Here is a 19,909-nt window from a genome sequence, read left to right on the forward strand (position 1 = left end):
AAAATATTACTGGACAGAGACTAGCTTCAAATCAGCTTAATTTTTTTATTTAACTGTTTTTAAAATCTAGTTTGCTGTAGAATGTACTTGTTAATTATTTTACAAACTATTGGAGGAATTATAGATGACTAAAACAGTTGTAATTACAGGTGGAGTATCAGGAATGGGTCTCAGTGCATCCAAGCTTTTCCTGTCAAAGGGTTGGAATGTCATGATAGCAGATTTTAATAAAGAACTTGGTGAAAAAGTATATACAGAATTATCCTCAAAATACTCAACAAAACAAGTTGCTTTTCAAAAAACTGATGTCTCAAATGCTGCTTCTGTAGCTGACTTAAAGATCAAAACCAGCCAACTATTCGGTCAAGTTGATAGTGTTATCAATAATGCAGGTATTTTTACCAAAGGTGCCTTGCATGAGGTTGCTGAAGATGCTTGGGATAGAATCATGGCAATTGACGTAAAATCGGTTTACTTGATGACAAAAGCATTTGTACCTGACATGATAAAACAAAAAGCAGGAACAATTGTCAATACAGCTTCTATATCTGGATTGACCGGTGATTATAATATGGCTGCTTACAATGCTGCTAAGGGTGCTTTAGTCAATCTTGTACGTGCAATGGCTCTTGACTATGGCAAATACGGTATTAGAGTCAACAATATTAATCCAGGTCCAACGATGACTCCCATGTTTAAGGCTAATCCTCAATCAGTGATTGATACCTTCAAAAAGGCCAGCCCACTGGGAAAATTAGCAGAACCTGATGATATTGCACGTGTCATGTACTTCTTAGCCTCTGATGAATCCAACCCAATTACTGGTGAAAACATCCCTGTTTCTGCAGGTTTTGAAATCTACAGTGGACAACCTGTTCAAAAGTAACATAGTCTAAATTACTCATAGCAAAGTATGTGCTGTGTTCATAATTTCGTGTTAGTGCTCAAATCTTACCGACGTTGTAATGTCTTAAGAAAATAGCTTCATCTTGACGTGTACCCCTAAAGTTGGAACATAACTTTGAGGGTATTTATTTATGACAAAAGTGTCACTGAAAGTAAAAATTAAAGCAGTTGCAGAGTACCATACCAGTATTCAAGTTAAAGCGACAGTTGTGAGAAAAGAACTGAGCGCAGTAATAAACTCTTGGATAGAGTACTATAATATCAAGCAAATTCAAAATTAGTTAAATAATAGGGCCCTCAAATTTATCTATTGATTCAAGATCTCATGCGACCCGGTTGCAACCAATAACAAAACCAATTCGTTATGGTCTAGATGATAAACGACAATCCAGTTATCATAATTTTTACCATAGTTTCCATATCTGGCAGGATGAAATTCACGATAGCCACGCCACTGCCCTTTCAATGCATGATCTTTAATCCGTCTCAAAACAAGTACGTCTTGTTCAGCAATTGCTTTTAAACAAGGCTTCAAGATAGTTATCGGAAAGTGCTTTTTCGCTAATTTTTTTAATTCTCGTTCGAAAGACTTGGTCTGCTTAATTTGCATCTAACTTATCGATCCAATCATCAAAGTCCGTCAAGGAGCCAATCTTTTTTACCTGACCCGTTTCTGCTTCTTTTTTAGCTGCTAAGGCTTCTGGAGAATCTAAAAAGCTAACTAAACGAACTTCATTGTTGGCCGCCTTAACCAAAGATAAACGAATATACTCAGAAACAGTTAACCCTTGTTTCGCTAGGTTAGCTTTAGCTCGTTCACTAATATCGGATGTCACGCGAGTTGAAATCGTCTTGTTTTTAATCACGGTATTGCTCATTTAATCTCCCCCCTTTTGTGTTTACCATTGTATTACACTTATTATATTGCCTTTTTATAATTATTTCAACTATCCAATTTCCAGATTAGCTAAGAAAGAGATTATTACATAGCAACTGTCTGGTCACTCAAGAAGAACCCTTGCCACTTTAGCAAGTCTCTATCTTATAATAGTGCTCGAAAAGAATTGTGTCTCTTTATCTGTTGTCGGTCTATATTTCAAAGAATAATCATAATATCAACTCTCTTTAACCATTGCAAAACACCTCTTCCAAAGTTAAGGGGTTCTTCTTCACGAAAATCAAAAGGGTGTCATATCTTGAAAGTGAAATTGAACAGTTACGTAACTCAAAAAGTACGGCAAATAAACAAACAGTTACAAGTAAGTTAACTGATGATATTCAATTTTATACTGATGCTTTGGAGCAGGTAGTGATAAAATTGAAAAATATTGCCTTTCTAAATTAAATTGTTGATGGGAGTATTTTATAGATGAAGAGTGAAAAAGAGTTTATTACAATATTAATTTTAGAATGCATCTCAGCCATTGGTAGTCTTTCTTGATGCAATTTCATACGTGATTATTTCAATTCCATTATTTTTCTTTGCTATTCCGACAGATACTCATAAAGGTGAATCCGTTATACAAGATTTGACTGCTGGAGTTAAGATCTTAAAATCGGATAATTATTTAAAAATACTTGCAATTCTAGATACTTCTGGAAATCTATTTGCACCTTTTATTGTGACCCTTTTACTACCAATGACTTCAAAATATTGGATTAAAGATATATCTAAATTGGCAATGAATCTTGATTTTTCGTTGACCAGTAATACATTATATGGATTTTTAAGTGCATTATTATTTGTTGGTACCTTAATTGGCGGAATTACTTTTTCTTGGAAAGGTGGTTTTAAAAATAATTACGGCAATTTAACTTTCGGATACATTGGTGCGGCTGTTAGTATTATTATCGTTGCATCAGTAAATTTATATATTGGGATAATCGGTCTTTTATTATCGGGATTTGTTGTGCCATTTGTTAATGCAACTATGTATGCCGTTTTGATGGATAAGGTTTCAGCGGCAGATCAAGGAAAGGTGTTTACTTTGTATAATGCATTGTCTATAGGTACATATCCTGTTGGATTGTTAATTATCAATGCATTAGGTGGTATTCCAAGTTTTCAAATTTTGTTGATTGGTGGTCTAGTAAACTTTTTAGTCAGTTCTATTTGTTTACTGGTTGGTCGTATCTCACTACAACATTGTTGATGTGTAATCTTAGAACCGTTCTTGTACTTTGCTATGAGTAATTCGAAGTTAGACAGAGAATTTTTACTTATGGAACATGTTTATACGGAATAAATAGAGGAACTGAATCAAAATTTAACTTTTGACCCATCCCCTCATAGAAACATTAAAATTTATTCCAATTATTTCAGTACGGTTCACCTTCTCCATAAAAAAGGGTTGAAGCTATTTCTTTCACACATTTATTTTTTTGACTTAACGATGACGCTTTACCATGGTCTTCTTTGAAAGCTGTATAAAATTTTTCTCATATTTTTGAAGGACTGCAAGTGAAACTGCTTAGAAAAATTATTCATTACTGACAACAACTTTGCCAATCATATGATTAGACTCAACCAATTTGTGAGCTCTCTTTAGATTTGCAACATTAATTGGCGAGAGTGTTTTGTTCAAAGTAGTTTTTATAATTTCTTGGTCTAGTGACTTACGTCGGCACTAAAATACCGAGTTTCTAGGAACAAGCATAACTTATCTCATACATTTCAGTATTCGACAGCGGTTTACTCTATTTACTAAGGTTTAGCCCAAACCAAGTTTTAATATATTTTTGCTTGCATTTACATCTCTATCTAGCTGTGTATGGCATTGAGGACAAGTCCAAACACGAATATCTAGTTCGTGTTTACCAGCATCATACCCACAATTAAAGCAGAGTTGACTAGTCTTGTATGGATTAACCACACTAAGGGCTTTACCATACCATTTGCACTTATATTCCAACATTAGTCTAAGCATTCTCCAAGATTGATTAGCGATTGCGCTGGCTAATTTGTGATTTTTAATCATATTATTAGTTTTCAAATCTTCAATCACTATTTTGTCATATTTTCTAACTAGCCCAGTTGTAATCTTATGAAGATAATCTTTCCTCTGGTTAGCTATCTTTTCATTATATTTAGCGACCATCTGCTTAGCCTTGGTATAGTTCTTAAAGCCAGCTAGCTCTCTAGATTCAACGACTTTGTTGTGTTTATCCCAAGCTATTTCTTTCTTAGCTTGTTCTCTACGTCTAGCTAGTCGTTTTTCCCAGTAGTGTTTCTTCTTAGCGAGAATCTGATCAAACCTAATTGTCGGATATTTAACAGCATCTGATGTGCTTATTAAATCGGCTATCCCCATATCCAAACCGACAGCTTGACTTGTCTTACCAAATTGTGTTTGGTTTTCACACTCAATTAGTAAAACACAGTAGAACTTGCCTGTTGGACTTAACTGGATAGTAATTGACTTGATTTTGTCATTAGTGAACTTCCCTCTGTACTTCATAATACCTAATTTAGGCAGCTTCAAATAATGATTGTCAATCAATCTAACATTATTATTTATACATTTAGACTTAAATCTTTGCTTTGGAAATTTTCGAGACTTAAATTTAGGATATCCCCCAAGTTTCTTAAAAAATCTTTGGAAAGCTACAGCTAGAGTTTCACAAGTGTCTTGTAGTGAGGTGCTCTCAGCTTGTTTTAACCATGAATATTCCGTTTTTAATTGTTTTACTAAGAAGTTCATTGCAAAACCATTTAAGAACTTAGAATCTTTATTATTTTTATAACGCTTGCTTTGCATCTCCAACATCTGATTCCAAACAAATCTAGCCGCTCCAAAGTTCTCAACTATTTGTTTTTGTTGTTCTAAATTAGGATATATCCGTAGTTTAAGTCCTTGATACATTCAGTTTCACCTCCTTTGATGTCAAGTTTTTCTCCAGAACAGGTACTCCGTTTCAGCATATTGAGAACCAATTAACAGAATACAATTCTGGGCGGTCAAGGCACTAATTCATTTTACGCTTAAAAGCATCAGTTTTCTTAGTTACCGACCCTATAAAGATGAAATCTTATCTAAGATCTCATGCTGCGTAATCATATCTGGTGTCTGATAAAAAGATTTTGTGTACATCCACTCCCACGCAAACTTTGCTCTTTTCTTTGTTAATTTACGCAAATCAACTGGATGCTTATTTTCAGTAATAGATGCTATTTTACCACTTGGTTTAATGATTTCTACCATCTCATCCCAATGACCATCTAAATCATTCAATTCCAGGATGTAGTCAACGTACCTATAACCTAATTTTCTAACTTCTTGTACCAAATCTTGTCGATGATTCACAACTTCATCTGCTCCAAACTTTCTGACCCACTCAATAGTTTCCAGTCTGGATGCTGTTGCAATTACATTTAGTCCTGCCCAATTAGCCAATTGAGTTGCAATCGAACCAACACCTCCAGCACCATTGATAATCAAAATTGTTTGCTTTTCATTATTTTTCTTATCATTCGGATCAATCTCAAGTTGTTCAAATAACGCTTCCCAAGCAGTCAACGAAGTCAATGGCATCGCTGCTGCTTGTCCTATTGTCAATTTTTTTGGTGCATGTCCGACAATTTTTTCATCAACGATTTGATATTCACTGTTACTTCCAGAACGTTTAAAAGCACCTGCATAAAAAACATGCTCTCCCTTTCTAAATAATGTAACATTTTCCCCCACAGATTCCACGACTCCAACAGCATCCCAACCAATTATTTTTGGCTCTTTTAAAATACGATGACTTGCCTTTCTAACACCAACATCTACTGGGTTAACCGAGACAGCCTCAACTTTGACTAACAGATCATGACCCTTTGCAATTGGTTTAGCTACTTCAAATTCAATTAAGCTCTCCTCTGCAGTGATTGGTAAATACTTTTTAAATCCGATTGCTTTCATCATCTGCTTCATAGTTAATTACCTTCTTTCATATCTTATAGTAATTAACTGATAATATCTTGCAATATTGAAATTTAAGTAACTAGTAACAAATTATTCACTAGTGAATGCTATTTAAATGCTTTATTATGAGTATAAAAGAATATATGTTTTACTGCTAACTTTAATCATAGTCAAAGGAGCGTTAATTATGAAACGTCATCTTTACAATTGCCAGCCAGGTTGCCCAGTAGAGAGCACTTTACAAATAATATCCGGTAAATGGAAGGCAGTGATTTTATATCACTTTATCAAAAATAATGTCTGTCACTTTGGTGAACTACAACGTACTATGCAGGATTGCTCTCGGAGAATGCTAGCTCTTCAGCTACGAGAATTAGAAAGTGATGGAGTAATTGAAAAAACGATTTATCCTGTTATGCCACCAAAAACAGATTACAAATTAACTGCTTTTGGAAAAACATTAATTCCTGTAATCAAATCAATGGAAGAATGGGGTAACTTATATAATCAAAGAATAATCGCAAAAGATGATGTGTCAGCTAATGACTAATCCAACTTTAAACTTTTTTGACACTAAACTCATAAATTCTAATTACTAGTTTAGCTATTTCAGCAAAAAATACCATAAGAAGAGACTACATCCCCTTTTCTTACAGTATCTTTATTACGCTTGTATACAGCCTTATCTGTAGAACTTATGACCAATGTTTACAATATAGATTTCCAAGCAATAACTTATCTCAAAATTAAATATTTCTATTTATCAAGTTTAATGGGAATCACAACTGGCAAATCAGCAGTTTCTACAAAACCCGTCTTTTTTGCCAACATGACACTTCTAATCAAGTTAACGACTGGTGCTGCTGAAGTAACATACCCTTCAAATTCTGGTATCAAACCATTGATGGTTGCATCAACGTCTCCAGGTAGTCCTTCAATATGAATTGCATTTTCTATCGGCAACTCAGGTGTCTCTTTGTGATCTACCTTGTGGACATAGCGCAAAGCTGCCACCTCATTACCATCATTATAAAGAGCCATAGTAAATCTATGACCGTAAATCATCCCTTTTCCAACAGGCCCTTTAATCGTTTCTAAATTTTTAGGTGCAGTAAAAATTTCATGTTTAGTACGAAATTCATTATAAGATAAGCCAATTCGATCAGCCATCTCATAAACACCAGAGGAGTAATATGCATAAATAAACTTGGCAAGTATATCTTTATCAGAATCAAGTATTGGGTAACTATTTGGATCTCCACCATAAGAGAATACCTCTACCCACCCCGATGTATTATGCCAATCGTCTTCACCGGATTGAACAGTTATTTTATCAACACGCCCCATCGTTCCTGCTATGACTAAAGGAATATAGGATGCATAATCTCCAGGAAGAAGTCCAAAGGGAACAAAAGCAACATTGTGCTCACTGGCATGGTCATTGAGTAATTTATACACGGCTGGCTGGCTATCCTTAATGTGATATACCGGAATTGTGGTAAGTACATTCTTACCAGCATCAAGCGATTTAATTATTCGCTTAGCGGATGGCATAAAAGTACCCTGTTTATCCATTTCAGTAGGGCAAAAATCTAAAACAATATCTGCATCTTGTTTTAACGCAGTATCAATATCATTTGTGACTTTAACTCCTACTGAATCAAATCCAAAAAATTCGCCCGCGTCTTTTTACCAATCTTATTAACATCAACATCAACAGCAGCGACTAGCTCAATTTTCTGACTACGTTCAGCTATCATCCGAACTGCAGAACGACCAACATTACCAAGACCCCAAATAATGACTTTGCATTTGTTCATGTTAAGCGTTTCCTTTCCTTTGATAACCACATTTTACATCTTTGTGAATTATTTTACAAATACACAAATTAAAAAAAGTTCTGATATTAACTGATTTTCACCAATTAATACCAGAACTAATCTTAGATTGTTTACCTATTCATAAATATAATCACGTGTTCGTGGTAAGTTCTTTCCACTTGGTCCCTTAGAAATCAGATATTGAATACAATCAATATTACCTGATTCAAACGAGGCGGCACAAGCTTGCAGATATAAATCCCACATTCGAGTAAATTTCTCGTCCATCTTCTCTGAGATTTCATCTAAGTGATTCTTGAAGTTCTCATCCCAAATCTCAAGCGTATGTTGATAATGGCGCCTTAATGTCTCTACATCAAAGACTTGCATCCCTGCATCAATAATGTGCTTCAAATTTTCATTCAAGCCAGGAACATATCCACCTGGGAAAATATACTGGTTAATCCAACCATTATATGCTCCACCTTGTTGTCGAGTTATTCCATGAATCAATGCAACCCCATCATTGCTCAAATACTTGGCAATTGTTTTGAAATAAGTTCCCAGATTTTCTTCACCAACATGTTCAAACATCCCAACACTAGTAATGTAATCAAACGGCTCGTGTTTTAGTTCACGATAGTCTTCAAGGTATACTTCAGCCTTGTCTTCAAGACCTTCATCGGCAATTCTTTGTTTAACAAATTTGTATTGTTCTTCACTTAATGTTATCCCTGCAACTTTTAAACCAAATTCCTTTGCAGCGGTCAGCATTAAAGTTCCCCAGCCACAGCCAATATCCAACAATGTTTTCCCTTGTTGTGGGTCTAGTTTTTTAATAATATGACGTACCTTATTCATCTGAGCCTGTTCCAAGTTATCATCTTTATGTTCAAAATATGCACAAGAATATGTCATTGTTGGATCAAGCCACAGTCTATAGAAATCATTTCCCAAATCATAATGACTCTGAACATCATACTTGCTGATTTTCTCCGAATGGGACTGCTTTGGTAAAAACTTCTTTAGCTTACTATTATAAAAAAAGCTCTCAGCTGAATCATAAGCTGCCTTAACTAATTTTTGGATAGAACCATCAATCTGAATCCTTCCGTCCATATAGGCTTCCCCTAAGGCAATCGACGCATTGCGCATTATTTCCTTAACTGGAACGGATTCCTTAAAGGTAATGGTAACTTCTGGAGTTCCTTCACCATAAACTTCGCTTTCCCCATCCCAATAGTTAACACGTACTGGAATACTAAAAGATTTACTTAACATTTTTTTATAAAAGATCTTATCAATCACGGTGAATCGTCATCTACCTTCCACTAACTTTTTGTCACTAAACAATATAATTTTAACACTAATTTTACTTTAATTCTAAGCAATACATTTAAAAAATACTTTTTATCCAATGATAACCTTTTCAGTCGGGTATTTATAATTAAAATCTTGTTCCTTCTTGGAAACAAATAACATCAGCATATATAACATTCCCACACGACCAACAAACATTAAAATGATTATCACACATTTACCTACCAAACTAAGTGAACTAGTTATCCCTAATGACAATCCGGTGGTTCCAAAAGCCGAAGCGACTTCAAAGATCAAGGAAATAAAAGTTGCTTTCTCAGTAAAAGACAAAATTAAAGTTGCAGCAGTACATAATATTAACGACAAATTAACAACCACCACAGCTTTTTGAATATCATCTTGCCCAATTCTTCTTCCAAAGATATTGACATATCTTCGCCCGCGAATAAAAGACACCATATACAACATTAAAATTCCAATTGTTGTTGTTCGAACACCGCCGCCAACTGAACTTGGACTAGCTCCAATAAACATCAATATCGAAAATAATAGCAAAGTTGTTGTCCGAAATCCAGTTAGTGCATCTAATTGTAATCCTGCATTTCGCGTTGTTGCACTATAAAATAATGACGTGATAATCTTTTCACTCCATGGCATATTAACAAAGCTATGGCTTACCTCGGACAGGAAAATTAATACCGCACCTACCACGAAAAAGATAACTGCGAAGAAAAAAGCAAGTTTGGAAAATAATGAAAAACGATACTTTCCCCTACCATGTGTCCTAATCTTCAAAAAAAGCCACTCACGAAATTCTGTTAGAACTGGGAATCCAATTCCCCCAATTAGAATCAGTAAAATTACCAATAATAAGAAAATATAATCATGTCGAAATGGTATTAACGATTTCCCCGTGATATCAAAGCCAGCATTCGTAACAGCTGAAATGGCAATGTAGAAGCCCTCAAAAAGGGCACTTTTTAAATCATACAGACTATCAGTCAAGTATAAATATACCGAGAATATGACTCCTGCCACAAACTGCAAAGCCATCATCAACCCAAACACAGAATACACTAAACGAACCGTTCCGCTCAATCGTGGCTGATTCATGTCAACTTGGATTAGTTGCCGCTGGTGCAATGAAATCCTTTGCCCAGTTATAACCATACCAACAGTCGCTATCATTGTTATCCCGAAGCCGCCTATCTGAAATAACAACTCTAACAGAAATATACCATAGTCGTTATAGACTTCATGGAGGGGGACGGTACTAAGCCCTGTCACACTAATAGTCGAGACAGCCATAAAAAAGGTATCCAGGAGTGACACTTTTACTCCTGAATACTTAAAAAACGGAAGACATAGCAGAAAAAAGGTTATTATAATCAGCCCAAAATACACTGAAACCAGTAATTGAATTGGGGTAAACTTTTCCCTTATCTTGGTCCAAAGAGTCATAATACCAAACATTTCCTTATCTTTCCTTTACAAAATTATTTTAGCAGTTTCATCTTTGAATAACTAACAACCACTTTTTGTTTTAAATCCAGAGCCGTTTCTGAACCGCTATACTCATCATCAAAGTCAATTATTGCAGAATTCTTCAACTGTTTCTCAACAATCCCTTTAAAATGCTGTCTGTTAAAAATAAATGAAACATGCGTGCTCTTACCGAAAGGTTCGCCCAGTTCGTTAACCTCGATTATCTGTTTATTTTGCTCGCTTCTTTTTTCATTACTCATCATTATTCCTCCTCGAGATCAAGTCCGTTTATAAAAAAGTTAGCCACTCTCAATCCTTTGCTGGTAACCAACAATATTAATTATACCGCTAATTTATAGTTCAGACTAATATCAGAGTGTGATATGTTGTACGAATCTCCAAACATCAACCAAGAATTATGAATATTGCCCAGTTTCAACCTTAAATTCTATGGTAATTTGTACACAGAATTTACAACTTTACATTTTGCAAAATCTTTGTTAGACTGAAATTGTTTTCAAGAGATTAACAAACTGGGGTGCCTAATTGGCTGAGAACTACCCATTGACCTGATCTGGACAATACCAGCGGAGGGAGCTTTGTGTCGGTTAATGCTATATTAATCAAAGCAAACAAACTGGGGCTAGGTCAAAAAGTAAATTTTGATCTGGCCTCTTTATAGATTTCGGGTAAATGTGTTCCATAAGTCATTTCTTTTTGTTGTCTCCAAATTATAAAGGGAGCGATTTATTATGCAAACAGTTGATCACACAAAAAAGGGCTGGTCTGTCAAAGATGTAATTTTCTTGGCGATCATTGCTATTTTTTTCGGTATTATCTATCAAGTTTGGAGCTTTGCCTACTATGCAATAGCTGCGACTCCACTCAAACCCTACGCAAACGACTTAACACTTGGGGTCTGGATTATGGCTGGTCCTTTGGCTGGAGTATTATTAAAAAAAGTTGGGGCGTCAGTTGTAGGAGAGTTATTAGCGGCAGCTGTTGAGATGCTATTATTTTCAAGTTGGGGTGCTTCCACACTGATCTCCGGTTTCGTTCAAGGAATCGGCAATGAACTTGGTTTTGCAGCTACAGGTTACAAAAATTGGGGTAAACTAGGTTTATTATTGTCTACGATTGGTTCAACTATCATTACCTTTATCTGGGACTGGTTTCAAAGCGGATACAGTGCATATCATGTCGGACTGCTGCTCAGCCTCTTTATAATTCGTTTTATTTCGATTGGGTTCTTCTCTGGTATACTGGTATACTGGATTAAAAAATTAGTGGATAAATCTGGATTAATTAAATGAGTATTTCCTTAAAAGTAGAAGATCTAACTTTCACTTATTCAAAGGATTCAGAACCGATATTTGACAACCTTGATTTTACATTGCCAATAAATTCTTTTAATTTATTAATCGGACCTTCTGGGAGTGGAAAATCCACTATTTTCAAGTTAATGTCTGGCCTCTATCCACAATACAATGGTACTAAAAAGAGTGGCCGCATTTTACTTAATGGGCAAGAAATTACAGATATTGTCCCCTTTGAGCGTGCCCGGCATGTTGCGATGCTCTTTCAAAATCCCAGTAGACAGTTCGCAATGAAAACTGTCTTTGAACAACTAGTATTTGCTTTAGAAAATATTCAATATCCAGCTCATTTAATCACAAAAAAAGCAACCACAGTTCTTAATAATTTGAATCTATGGCAGTTTAAGGATCGAGTATTACAGACGCTTTCTGGCGGTGAACAGCAGCGTGTGGCTTTAGCGACCATTCTCGCTCTTGATAGTCCCATTATTTTTTTGGATGAACCTTTTGCTAACATTGACTCTGCTTCACGACTTGTAATCTTAGCTGAATTAAAACAAATGCAGATTGCACAACATAAGACTATTTTCATTTCTGACCATGATATTTCCAATTACGCTGGACTCGTCAATCATTTATATGAAATCAAATTATCTTCAAAGAACTTGCTTGAACTGCCCTTGTCCAAGCTTTCAAAACTACCGAATCAAACGAAAATTGTAAAGAAGAACCTACCTGATAATGCTGCATTTTCGTGGCATAATCTAAGTTTCCACATCGGAGAACGCTTATTGCTGTCACCAAATTCACTCAGTATTCCTAAAGGGTATGTTGGACTTTTATCAGGTGATAATGGGATTGGCAAATCAACTCTCTTTGCTGCATTAGCTCATCAAAAAAAGTATAGCGGAAACATCTTTTATAATGGTAAACCTTCTGAAAAAATCAGACTGAATAATTGGGCTAAAATCGTTGCTAATATTTTCCAAAACAGTAGTGACCAATTCATCAAGCTTCGGGTTAACGAAGAACTAGAACTCTCACAATCAAACTCGCTTCATTCAGAATATTGGACGGCCAAGCGGGTTCAAGATGCAGTTAACAAACTTAATCTCACTCACGTATTAGAACATGTTAACTATCAACTCTCTGGTGGACAGCAAAAAAAATTACAAGCTCTTATTATATTAATAATGTCTCAACCTGTAATGCTTTTTGATGAGCCTTTTGCGGGGTTAGACATCAGCTCTCTTGCAATCTTGCTCACATTGATCAAACAAACTACTAAAGACTTAGACAGTTCAACACTAATAATTTCACATCAACGCAGAGGTGTCATTGAACACATTGATTATGAATTCTTAATGCGCGCACAGACGATTACACGATTGGGGGAACCCTAATTGAACCGCAAAAGAATTAATCCTGCAGTCTTAGTGATTATTATGCTTGGAATTGGGCTTCAAATTACCTTTGCCCACAGTGTTTTCACGAACATTGGTGTTATTATTATTACTTGCCTGTATCTCTCCTACTGCAAGACATCTAGCAAATTATTAATTCTAACTAGTCTCTATGCTTTTCCACTAGCTTTGGGTAGCTGGTGGTCGTTTATTGCCTTTGGAACGGGAGATGTCTGGCATATTGCATGGATTTATGCCTCTCGTGTATATGCTTATCTCTACTTAGGAGCGATTGTCACATTAACCGTCCCCATCAAGGATATTCTGTTGAGTTTAGCGCTTCATCTGAATTTATCCTCGACTTTTGTTTACGGACTATTGGCGTCCTTCAATCTTTTAGGTAGAATCAAGAGTCAGTACAAGACGATTCGTTATTCGGCAATGATGCGCGGAACCACCTATCACTTTTGGAACCCAAATCTTTATCTTCGTATTATTATCGTGGCCTTAAATTGGTCGCAAGATTTAGCCGAGGCCATGACCTCTCAAGGATTCACTGAGGGAGCCCAGCGGACACTTACGTATAAGGATAATTTGCCTAAATGGCAATGGGGATTAGCTGCACTGTTAATTCTGCTTTATTTTATTTTTTCATTTCTCGTACGTCCTTGGTAAAAGTATTTTTAGAAACAAAATAAAGGAAATGCTGTGCCATAAGTCGGGAAAATTTGAGTACTAACTCGAAATTACGAACATCGTGAGTACTTTGCTATGAGTAATCCAAAGTTAGACGGAGAGTTTTGAGTTTTGACTTATGAACCATATTTATACGGAATAAATAGAGGAACTGAATCAAAATTTTACTTTTGACCCAGCTCCCCTTTTTTGATTCCATATACCCATGTCTCTCAATTAATAATTAAAACCAAATTTTACTAACTACCAGAACAAATATTCCTAATATAATTGAAGATATAAACACCGCCGCAAATGCAGGGAGCCCTCTCTTTAATATTACTCTAAAATTAACACTCATTCCTAGTGCAGACATTGCCATTCCTAAGAAGATATATGCAGCCTTAACCAAAATATTCAACATATTAGTGCCAAGTGGTGCAAAAGTTCCTATAACACTGGCAAGAATGAATCCTGCCATGAACCAAGGAATTGGTAACTTTGCAGTCGCGGTCTCATTAGTCCCATCTTGTTTACTCTTTTTCTGATACCAGAAGCCAATCAATAAGGCTGCGGGAGCCAGCATCAATACCCGTGAGAGCTTGGTAATTATTGCATTATCTAAACCTACCGGCCCAGCAGCACTCCCTGCAGCCACCGCATGAGCAATTTCATGTAATGAGCCACCCACAAAAACACCGAATTGTGTAGGTGTCAAGTCGAGTAATGGCTTCAGTCCTAAATCAATAAATGTGAAAACTGTTCCCATAATTGCAACAATTGCAACTGCCAGAACTTCATTTTCATGTTGCCGCTCTAATTTCTCTGGAGCTACCTTAATCTGTGGGGAGATTCCCATTACAGCAGCTGCCCCGCAGATTCCTGTCCCACTTGCTGCTAAGATTGCCAGTTCAGGCTCTACTCCAAATTTTCTTTCAATAAGATATGTTAAAAAAATTGTTCCTGTGACAATAACAATTGCTAGTACGATTGTTTTAATGCCTGCCTGTGCCAACTGAATCAAATTTAACTTAAACCCAAGTAAAATAATTCCTAAACGCAAAAACTTATTTGAAATAAATGCTATTCCACGACTTGCTCGACTTACCAATTTCTTTGAAGACTGGAAGATCATTCCCAGAATCAACGCAATGATTAATGCTCCAAAAAGTGATAAATATGGTAATTGTGCCAAAAATGTCCCAATTATCGCACAAAGTAATGTCATCATAACAGCAAGCCAAAACGAATAACTTTTTATCGTTCCTATCATTTCCAATCCCTCTTTCAACAATTTACAAACTAATCATACTAATTATTACCCATAAAATAAAATTATGATTTATTATATTAGTATAACCATACGTTATATAGGAGGCTCTAATGATTTCTCAAGAATACCAAACATTTTTAGTTCTTAGCCAGACTCTCTCGTACACAAAAACTGCACAGCAACTCTTTATCTCTCAACCCGCTGTGACACAACAAATTCAAAGACTTGAAGCAAGTCTTGCTTTGAAATTGGTTGTTTATAAGCGCCCCAAGCTGACCCTAACACTTGCTGGTAGACAGCTTGCAGCTTTTTTAACTCGGACTCAGGCACAAGCTGTTAAAGTACTGAATAATCTGCAAAATGATAATCAAAAGCGTGAAATTTCTTTTGGCATTACACGTTCTCTGGGTGAAGTGATTGGCAAAAAATTGATTTCAATTATGTTGAATAAAGCAAATTTCACTGCGCTAAAATGTATTGCTGGAAACACTGCGAGTATTTTAGCGCAGATCGATAACGGTACAATCGATTTTGGCATTGTCGAAGGCAATTTCGATAAACACGACTTTTCATATCATATCATCAGAAAAGAACCTTTCATACCCATTGTAAGTTGCACACATCCACTAGCCCAAAAGGAGAGCGTAACTTGGAATGACTTACTATCATATCCTTTAATCATAAGAGAAGATGGCTCCGGGTCACGAGAGATTTTAACTTTTCTTGCACAAAAAGAAAACATTAGCCTGAGCGATTTTTCACAACTGCTAACGATTTCCGAACCAACTTTATTGCGGTTACTTGTCAAAGATGGACTAGGAATTAGTTTCTTATATAAGATTTTAGTAGAAAATGACTTGACCAAGGGAACCCTTAAACAATTACCCCTGCAACGAGGAATCGTTGAACATGAGCTTTATTTTGTTTACTCTAAAGAAAGTTTTTTTGCTCCTGATTATCAACAGTGGTTCCAAGCACTCGAAGCGTTAAATAATTAAGTATTTATAAACATTCTAAAAATCAGATTATATTATGTATACTTCTATCATCATTTTCCCCATCAATATGATATTCTGACTCAAAGGGATTCAATTTGTTACGTAAGTTAGGGGAAATTATGCTAAGACACAAATTATTATTTACCATCTTAATAATATTATTGGGGTGTACTTCAAGTTGGGAACTTGCCCATAGTGACACTATCAAAAAAGCAGGCTTCAAGAAAACTGATATGCCTACTTTCTTCATTCACGGATACGGCAGCAGTTATCGTGCTGAACGATACATGGTAAACTCGGCAATTGAAAATGGGGTAACAAATACTGTCATTCGAGCGAATGTACGACGCAATGGTGCAATTCGCATCTTACATGGTTATCGCTGGACAAATAAAAGTTATAATCCATTGATAGAGGTTAATTTTATTGCTAATCATAACCGTAACTATCACCGTTATGGCTTTTGGTTTGGTAAAGTTTTGAATCAACTACACTCACAGCACCATTTTACAAAATATAATGTTGTTGCTCATTCATTAGGAAATCTCGATTTAATGTATTATTTACTTGGGCACGAAAAAAAGACTGCACGACTAATTCATCAAGTTGATATTGCAGGACCATTTGATGGCTCAAACATTGATGGCTTCCGGTTTCCAAACAACAGCTTAAATGCTGATAGCCGCCCACGAAAAATGAGTAACTTCTATCATTTTTTACTGAATCGTAAGGAAAACTATCCCATTGACCAAGTACATGTACTTAATATCTATGGCAACTTGGACAATGGGTCCGAGTCAGATGGTCGCGTCAGCACTACCTCTGCTCGCTCGCTTAAATATTTGATTGGTAACCGCGCAAAGAGCTATCATCAGGTTGAATTTAGAGGCTGGGATGCTCGTCATCATATGCTCCGGCAAAATCCCGAAGTAAGCCAAAGAATAATTAAATTTGTCTGGGGAAGAGATAATGATAGGTCATCATAAATAAACTAACTTTTGTCAATTAATGCTTCATCTGCTGAACTTTCTATCCCTGCAACATTAAAAAAAGGAATTATTCGCTTTATTGCTTCTCTCTATCTCATCTAGTCTTTTATCAATATTAGGAATCTTTTTTGACACATCCCTCATTAATAAATTAATTAACAATAATGGAGTACTATAAACATCAAACACCGATGAAACTGTAATTGGTGTTATTAGTGATACAGCAGCATATGGTACAATGGGCGACAACCTGCTGTCAGTCAACGCGACAATCTTGAAGCCTTTATTTTTTAGCCTTTTATTTTTTTCTAGCAATGTTCGCGAATACCTGGGGAAAACTGTTGTGAAGACCACAACCTCTTCTGGTGAGGTTAAATCAATATTTTCCCATTCAGGTGAACCATACCTCAATTCAAAAACATCAGGACGTAATCTACTCAATATATAGTTCATATAAGGAAGAATTGTTGCTGACATCCTGTTGGAAATCAGAAACACTTTTTTACTTTTTGCAATTAAATTCACGGCTTTGGCATACTCTGGAGTTTGAGCCAATTCTTGTAGTTCTTGTAAATTATTAACTTCTTGATTCAATATATTCAAATTCTTATCGTTGTCATCTTCTTTGTCTAACATCGAAAAGCGCTTACTCGTAGTCATCTCAGAGCTGATAATCTTCTGTAAATATCTTAGGAAGTCATTATATCCACGATATTGCATCTTCACACAAAACCGCGAAATACTACCTTGGCTGACTCCAATTTCTTGACTGATCTTATCTGCTGTCATGAAAACAATCGCATTATAGTTTTTTTCAACATACATTGCTATTTTTTTATTAACTGCCGAGGTTTTACCGACAACCATGAGTCTTTCCAGTAGTTCTTCTTTATTTTTTATTTCTTTTATTCTTATATCAGACAGATTAATCACCTTTTTTCACTTCGAATAGAATCAGCTTTTTCTTATTTCCAGAAATCTCAATTTTAATTTCTAAATTTTCCCTATTAATATTGTTAATAATAACACAATCTCCTAAGCCAACATTTAACTTTTGATCTTTAATAGTTACTATCCTTTTCCCTCCAAGATTATACAAACAAAGATGCTCCCAAGATGAGTTGAGTTTATTATCCGAATTATCATCTATTGTACTAATCTGTCCTGCAAAATCACTAGTGTGCATCAGATTTACATCTTTTGAAACACCCCTTGACTCTATCAAATCAGACCCCGCAAAATTAAACGATTGTCCAGGAATTAATCGTGTAGTTTTACTATTATTTACCAACTCAATTGGATTTGTCAGCGGCATTATTATGCGCTTATAACCTGATAATGACGTGAACTTACTTTTATCAACCTCAACTGTGGCAAAAGATAATCTAAAACCAAAATCTCTATTTTCATATAAGCTTCCCGCTGGATATATATATAATTCAGTTGTTTGCCCACCAGACCACCTTGTTGTCTTAAACTCGCTAGCTCTTTTTAAACATATTTTAGCCATATTTCCTCCACAAAAATTTATAAGTAAATTCTTGTCGCTATCCTAAATTTTCAAAAACCACCTTGCCGCTCTTGATTACCCTATTTACAACATTACTACCTGTATTGTACATAAGATAGCGATAATCTGGATATTTCAAGAATACTAAATCTGCAACTTTACCAACTTCAATACTTCCTTTTTTATCTGCAATGTCTAGTGCAGCAGCTCCATTAAGAGTAAGCGCTGTGAGCACTTCACCCATTGTCATCTTCATCTTGAAGCTTGCTAACGCAATAATCAATGGAATTGAACAAGTAAACGAACTCCCTGGATTATAATCCGAAGCTAGCGCAACTGCACAATTTTTGTCTATTAACTCTCGAGCAGGTGCAAAATTTTCCTGAAGACAAAATGCAGTACATGGGAGTAACGTAGCCACTGTTTTTTGTTTCTCACTTAACTTCTTGATCTCCTCTGAAGAGATCTTAATCAAATGATCAGCCGAGGTTGCCTCAATACTTGCGGCCAACTCTGCTCCATTTAAATTAGCAATCTCATCTGCATGCATTTTGACTTTAAAACCGAGTGCTTTGGCTGCTTCCAACAATTTTTGTGATTGTTGATAGTCGAATACCCCTTCATCACAGAAGACATCAACAAATTCAGCCAGTTTCTCTGCTTTAATCTGCGGTAAAATTTCATCAATCATATAGTTTAAATAACCTTCACTATCATTCTTGAATTCGAGTGGCACTGCGTGTGCTCCAAGATAAGTGATTGCGAGGTCCACTGGCTGTGAGACTGCTAGTTCTTGCAAGACACGAAGCTGTCTGATTTCAGTCTCCTTATCTAACCCATAACCGCTCTTACCTTCAACAGTTGTCACACCTTGTATAATCATTTCATTTAATCTTCGCCAACCTAGTTTTTTTAACTCTTCGAACCCGGCTTCTCTGGTTGCCTCGACAGTTGCTTGAATTCCACCACCATTTTCCATAATCTCCATGTATGAAGAACCGGACACTCTCTCGTAGAATTCTTCAACGCGGTATCCCGCAAATAAAAAGTGGGTATGTGAATCAACAAATCCAGGAACAACTGCTTGCCCGGTTGCATCAATTACTTCGTCAAAATCTGTAATATTTTTCTTTCTAAGATCAGCCAACACTTCTGCAGTTTTTCCAACATTCACGATTAAATCATCAACTACATAAATAGCTCCATCCTGAACAAGACTTATTTCATTCATTTGTGCTCCATGTCGCTGGCTTTCCCCCGTTGGTGTGGCAATTTGATTAATGTGTACAATTAATAAGTTCGTCATT

The 19,909-nt window shown here is 35.9% G+C and carries 23 protein-coding genes, 1 pseudogene and 1 riboswitch; of the genes and pseudogenes, 10 read left to right on the top strand and 14 right to left on the bottom strand.

The genetic code is table 11. The annotated features are described in order from the left end of the window. Positions 1 to 124 precede the first annotated feature (124 nt). Positions 125 to 886, top strand: coding sequence for an SDR family oxidoreductase (locus tag FFX44_RS07205; protein WP_289979318.1), 762 nt, complete (start codon positions 125 to 127; stop codon positions 884 to 886). A gap of 151 nt (positions 887 to 1,037) precedes the next feature. Continuing rightward, positions 1,038 to 1,187 carry a hypothetical protein gene (locus FFX44_RS07210; RefSeq protein ID WP_289979319.1) on the top strand — a complete coding sequence of 50 codons (150 nt, stop codon included), beginning with the start codon at positions 1,038 to 1,040 and terminating at the stop codon, positions 1,185 to 1,187. Positions 1,188 to 1,213: 26 nt separating this feature from the next. On the opposite strand, the gene FFX44_RS07215 is transcribed toward FFX44_RS07210, so the two are convergent. Then, positions 1,214 to 1,516, bottom strand: a complete 303-nt coding sequence (locus tag FFX44_RS07215; RefSeq protein WP_289979320.1) for a type II toxin-antitoxin system YafQ family toxin — start codon at positions 1,514 to 1,516, stop codon at positions 1,214 to 1,216. Continuing rightward, a complete protein-coding gene (locus FFX44_RS07220) occupies positions 1,506 to 1,784 on the bottom strand; it encodes a type II toxin-antitoxin system RelB/DinJ family antitoxin (protein ID WP_289979322.1) in 279 nt (92 codons plus the stop codon). The genes FFX44_RS07215 and FFX44_RS07220 overlap by 11 nt, the downstream gene beginning before the upstream one ends. A 308-nt stretch (positions 1,785 to 2,092) precedes the next feature. On the opposite strand from FFX44_RS07220, the gene FFX44_RS07225 reads away from it, so the two are divergent. Both FFX44_RS07225 and FFX44_RS07230 read left to right on the top strand, forming a co-directional pair. Beyond that, positions 2,093 to 2,251: a hypothetical protein gene (locus FFX44_RS07225; protein WP_289979325.1), complete on the top strand. Its 159-nt coding sequence runs from the start codon at positions 2,093 to 2,095 to the stop codon at positions 2,249 to 2,251. A gap of 79 nt (positions 2,252 to 2,330) precedes the next feature. After that, positions 2,331 to 3,059, top strand: coding sequence for a hypothetical protein (locus FFX44_RS07230; RefSeq protein WP_289979327.1), 729 nt, complete (start codon positions 2,331 to 2,333; stop codon positions 3,057 to 3,059). Between the two features lie 327 nt (positions 3,060 to 3,386). Here FFX44_RS07230 and FFX44_RS07235 read toward each other — a convergent pair. From FFX44_RS07235 to FFX44_RS07245, 3 genes and pseudogenes are all read right to left on the bottom strand, one after another. After that, positions 3,387 to 3,518: pseudogene (locus FFX44_RS07235) on the bottom strand (zinc-binding alcohol dehydrogenase family protein); the annotation flags it as partial. A gap of 99 nt (positions 3,519 to 3,617) precedes the next feature. Continuing rightward, entirely contained in the window at positions 3,618 to 4,769 is a 1,152-nt protein-coding gene (locus FFX44_RS07240; RefSeq protein WP_289979330.1) for an RNA-guided endonuclease TnpB family protein, read from the bottom strand. 150 nt (positions 4,770 to 4,919) lie between these two features. Then, entirely contained in the window at positions 4,920 to 5,810 is an 891-nt protein-coding gene (locus FFX44_RS07245) for a zinc-binding alcohol dehydrogenase family protein (RefSeq protein ID WP_289979387.1), read from the bottom strand. A gap of 190 nt (positions 5,811 to 6,000) precedes the next feature. Here FFX44_RS07245 and FFX44_RS07250 point away from each other — a divergent pair, with 190 nt between their 5' ends. Next, positions 6,001 to 6,363 carry a helix-turn-helix domain-containing protein gene (locus tag FFX44_RS07250; RefSeq protein ID WP_289979332.1) on the top strand — a complete coding sequence of 121 codons (363 nt, stop codon included), beginning with the start codon at positions 6,001 to 6,003 and terminating at the stop codon, positions 6,361 to 6,363. 206 nt (positions 6,364 to 6,569) lie between these two features. On the opposite strand, the gene FFX44_RS07255 is transcribed toward FFX44_RS07250, so the two are convergent. From FFX44_RS07255 to FFX44_RS07275, 5 genes are all read right to left on the bottom strand, one after another. Continuing rightward, positions 6,570 to 7,367 (bottom strand): hypothetical protein, encoded by a 798-nt coding sequence (locus tag FFX44_RS07255; RefSeq protein WP_289979334.1) that lies wholly within the window; start codon positions 7,365 to 7,367, stop codon positions 6,570 to 6,572. A gap of 98 nt (positions 7,368 to 7,465) precedes the next feature. Beyond that, positions 7,466 to 7,633 (bottom strand): hypothetical protein, encoded by a 168-nt coding sequence (locus FFX44_RS07260; protein WP_289979336.1) that lies wholly within the window; start codon positions 7,631 to 7,633, stop codon positions 7,466 to 7,468. Positions 7,634 to 7,768: 135 nt separating this feature from the next. Continuing rightward, positions 7,769 to 8,941, bottom strand: coding sequence for a cyclopropane-fatty-acyl-phospholipid synthase family protein (locus tag FFX44_RS07265; protein WP_289979338.1), 1,173 nt, complete (start codon positions 8,939 to 8,941; stop codon positions 7,769 to 7,771). 102 nt (positions 8,942 to 9,043) lie between these two features. Further along, on the bottom strand, positions 9,044 to 10,414 hold the full coding sequence (locus FFX44_RS07270; RefSeq protein ID WP_289979388.1) for a potassium transporter TrkG: 1,371 nt from the start codon (positions 10,412 to 10,414) through the stop codon (positions 9,044 to 9,046). Positions 10,415 to 10,449: 35 nt separating this feature from the next. Continuing rightward, the gene (locus FFX44_RS07275; protein ID WP_289979340.1) at positions 10,450 to 10,698 is read right to left on the bottom strand and encodes a hypothetical protein; all 249 of its coding nucleotides are present in this window, start codon (positions 10,696 to 10,698) and stop codon (positions 10,450 to 10,452) included. 264 nt (positions 10,699 to 10,962) lie between these two features. After that, positions 10,963 to 11,052, top strand: a riboswitch (TPP riboswitch). Positions 11,053 to 11,190: 138 nt separating this feature from the next. Between FFX44_RS07275 and FFX44_RS07280 the strand changes: the two genes are divergently transcribed. From FFX44_RS07280 to FFX44_RS07290, 3 genes are read left to right on the top strand one after another with little or no spacing between them, the layout of a single operon-like run. Continuing rightward, entirely contained in the window at positions 11,191 to 11,751 is a 561-nt protein-coding gene (locus FFX44_RS07280; protein WP_289979343.1) for an ECF transporter S component, read from the top strand. Beyond that, the gene (locus FFX44_RS07285; RefSeq protein WP_289979344.1) at positions 11,748 to 13,157 is read left to right on the top strand and encodes an ABC transporter ATP-binding protein; all 1,410 of its coding nucleotides are present in this window, start codon (positions 11,748 to 11,750) and stop codon (positions 13,155 to 13,157) included. Before FFX44_RS07280 ends, FFX44_RS07285 begins: the two co-directional genes overlap by 4 nt. Continuing rightward, entirely contained in the window at positions 13,158 to 13,832 is a 675-nt protein-coding gene (locus tag FFX44_RS07290) for an energy-coupling factor transporter transmembrane component T (protein WP_289979346.1), read from the top strand. It abuts the gene before it with no gap. Between the two features lie 244 nt (positions 13,833 to 14,076). Here the strand turns inward: FFX44_RS07290 and FFX44_RS07295 are convergent, their stop codons facing one another. Then, positions 14,077 to 15,105, bottom strand: coding sequence for a putative sulfate exporter family transporter (locus FFX44_RS07295; RefSeq protein WP_289979349.1), 1,029 nt, complete (start codon positions 15,103 to 15,105; stop codon positions 14,077 to 14,079). A 110-nt stretch (positions 15,106 to 15,215) separates the two neighbouring features. Between FFX44_RS07295 and FFX44_RS07300 the strand changes: the two genes are divergently transcribed. Together FFX44_RS07300 and FFX44_RS07305 are read left to right on the top strand one after the other, a co-directional pair. Next, positions 15,216 to 16,103, top strand: coding sequence for a LysR family transcriptional regulator (locus FFX44_RS07300; protein WP_289979351.1), 888 nt, complete (start codon positions 15,216 to 15,218; stop codon positions 16,101 to 16,103). 119 nt (positions 16,104 to 16,222) lie between these two features. Continuing rightward, a complete protein-coding gene (locus FFX44_RS07305; RefSeq protein ID WP_289979353.1) occupies positions 16,223 to 17,089 on the top strand; it encodes an alpha/beta hydrolase in 867 nt (288 codons plus the stop codon). A gap of 57 nt (positions 17,090 to 17,146) precedes the next feature. Here FFX44_RS07305 and FFX44_RS07310 read toward each other — a convergent pair whose 3' ends face one another. From FFX44_RS07310 to hutI, 3 genes are read right to left on the bottom strand one after another with little or no spacing between them, the layout of a single operon-like run. Continuing rightward, entirely contained in the window at positions 17,147 to 18,025 is an 879-nt protein-coding gene (locus FFX44_RS07310; protein ID WP_289979356.1) for a MurR/RpiR family transcriptional regulator, read from the bottom strand. Continuing rightward, positions 18,018 to 18,602 carry a HutD family protein gene (locus FFX44_RS07315; RefSeq protein WP_289979358.1) on the bottom strand — a complete coding sequence of 195 codons (585 nt, stop codon included), beginning with the start codon at positions 18,600 to 18,602 and terminating at the stop codon, positions 18,018 to 18,020. Before FFX44_RS07315 ends, FFX44_RS07310 begins: the two co-directional genes overlap by 8 nt. 37 nt (positions 18,603 to 18,639) lie before the next feature. Continuing rightward, complete coding sequence (hutI, locus tag FFX44_RS07320) at positions 18,640 to 19,908, bottom strand: imidazolonepropionase (RefSeq protein WP_289979359.1); 1,269 nt, start codon at positions 19,906 to 19,908, stop codon at positions 18,640 to 18,642. Position 19,909: the final 1 nt, after the last annotated feature.

Origin of the sequence: Lactobacillus sp. UCMA15818 (genome assembly GCF_030400225.1) — a bacterium.
In the GTDB taxonomy this organism is placed as follows: domain Bacteria; phylum Bacillota; class Bacilli; order Lactobacillales; family Lactobacillaceae; genus Liquorilactobacillus.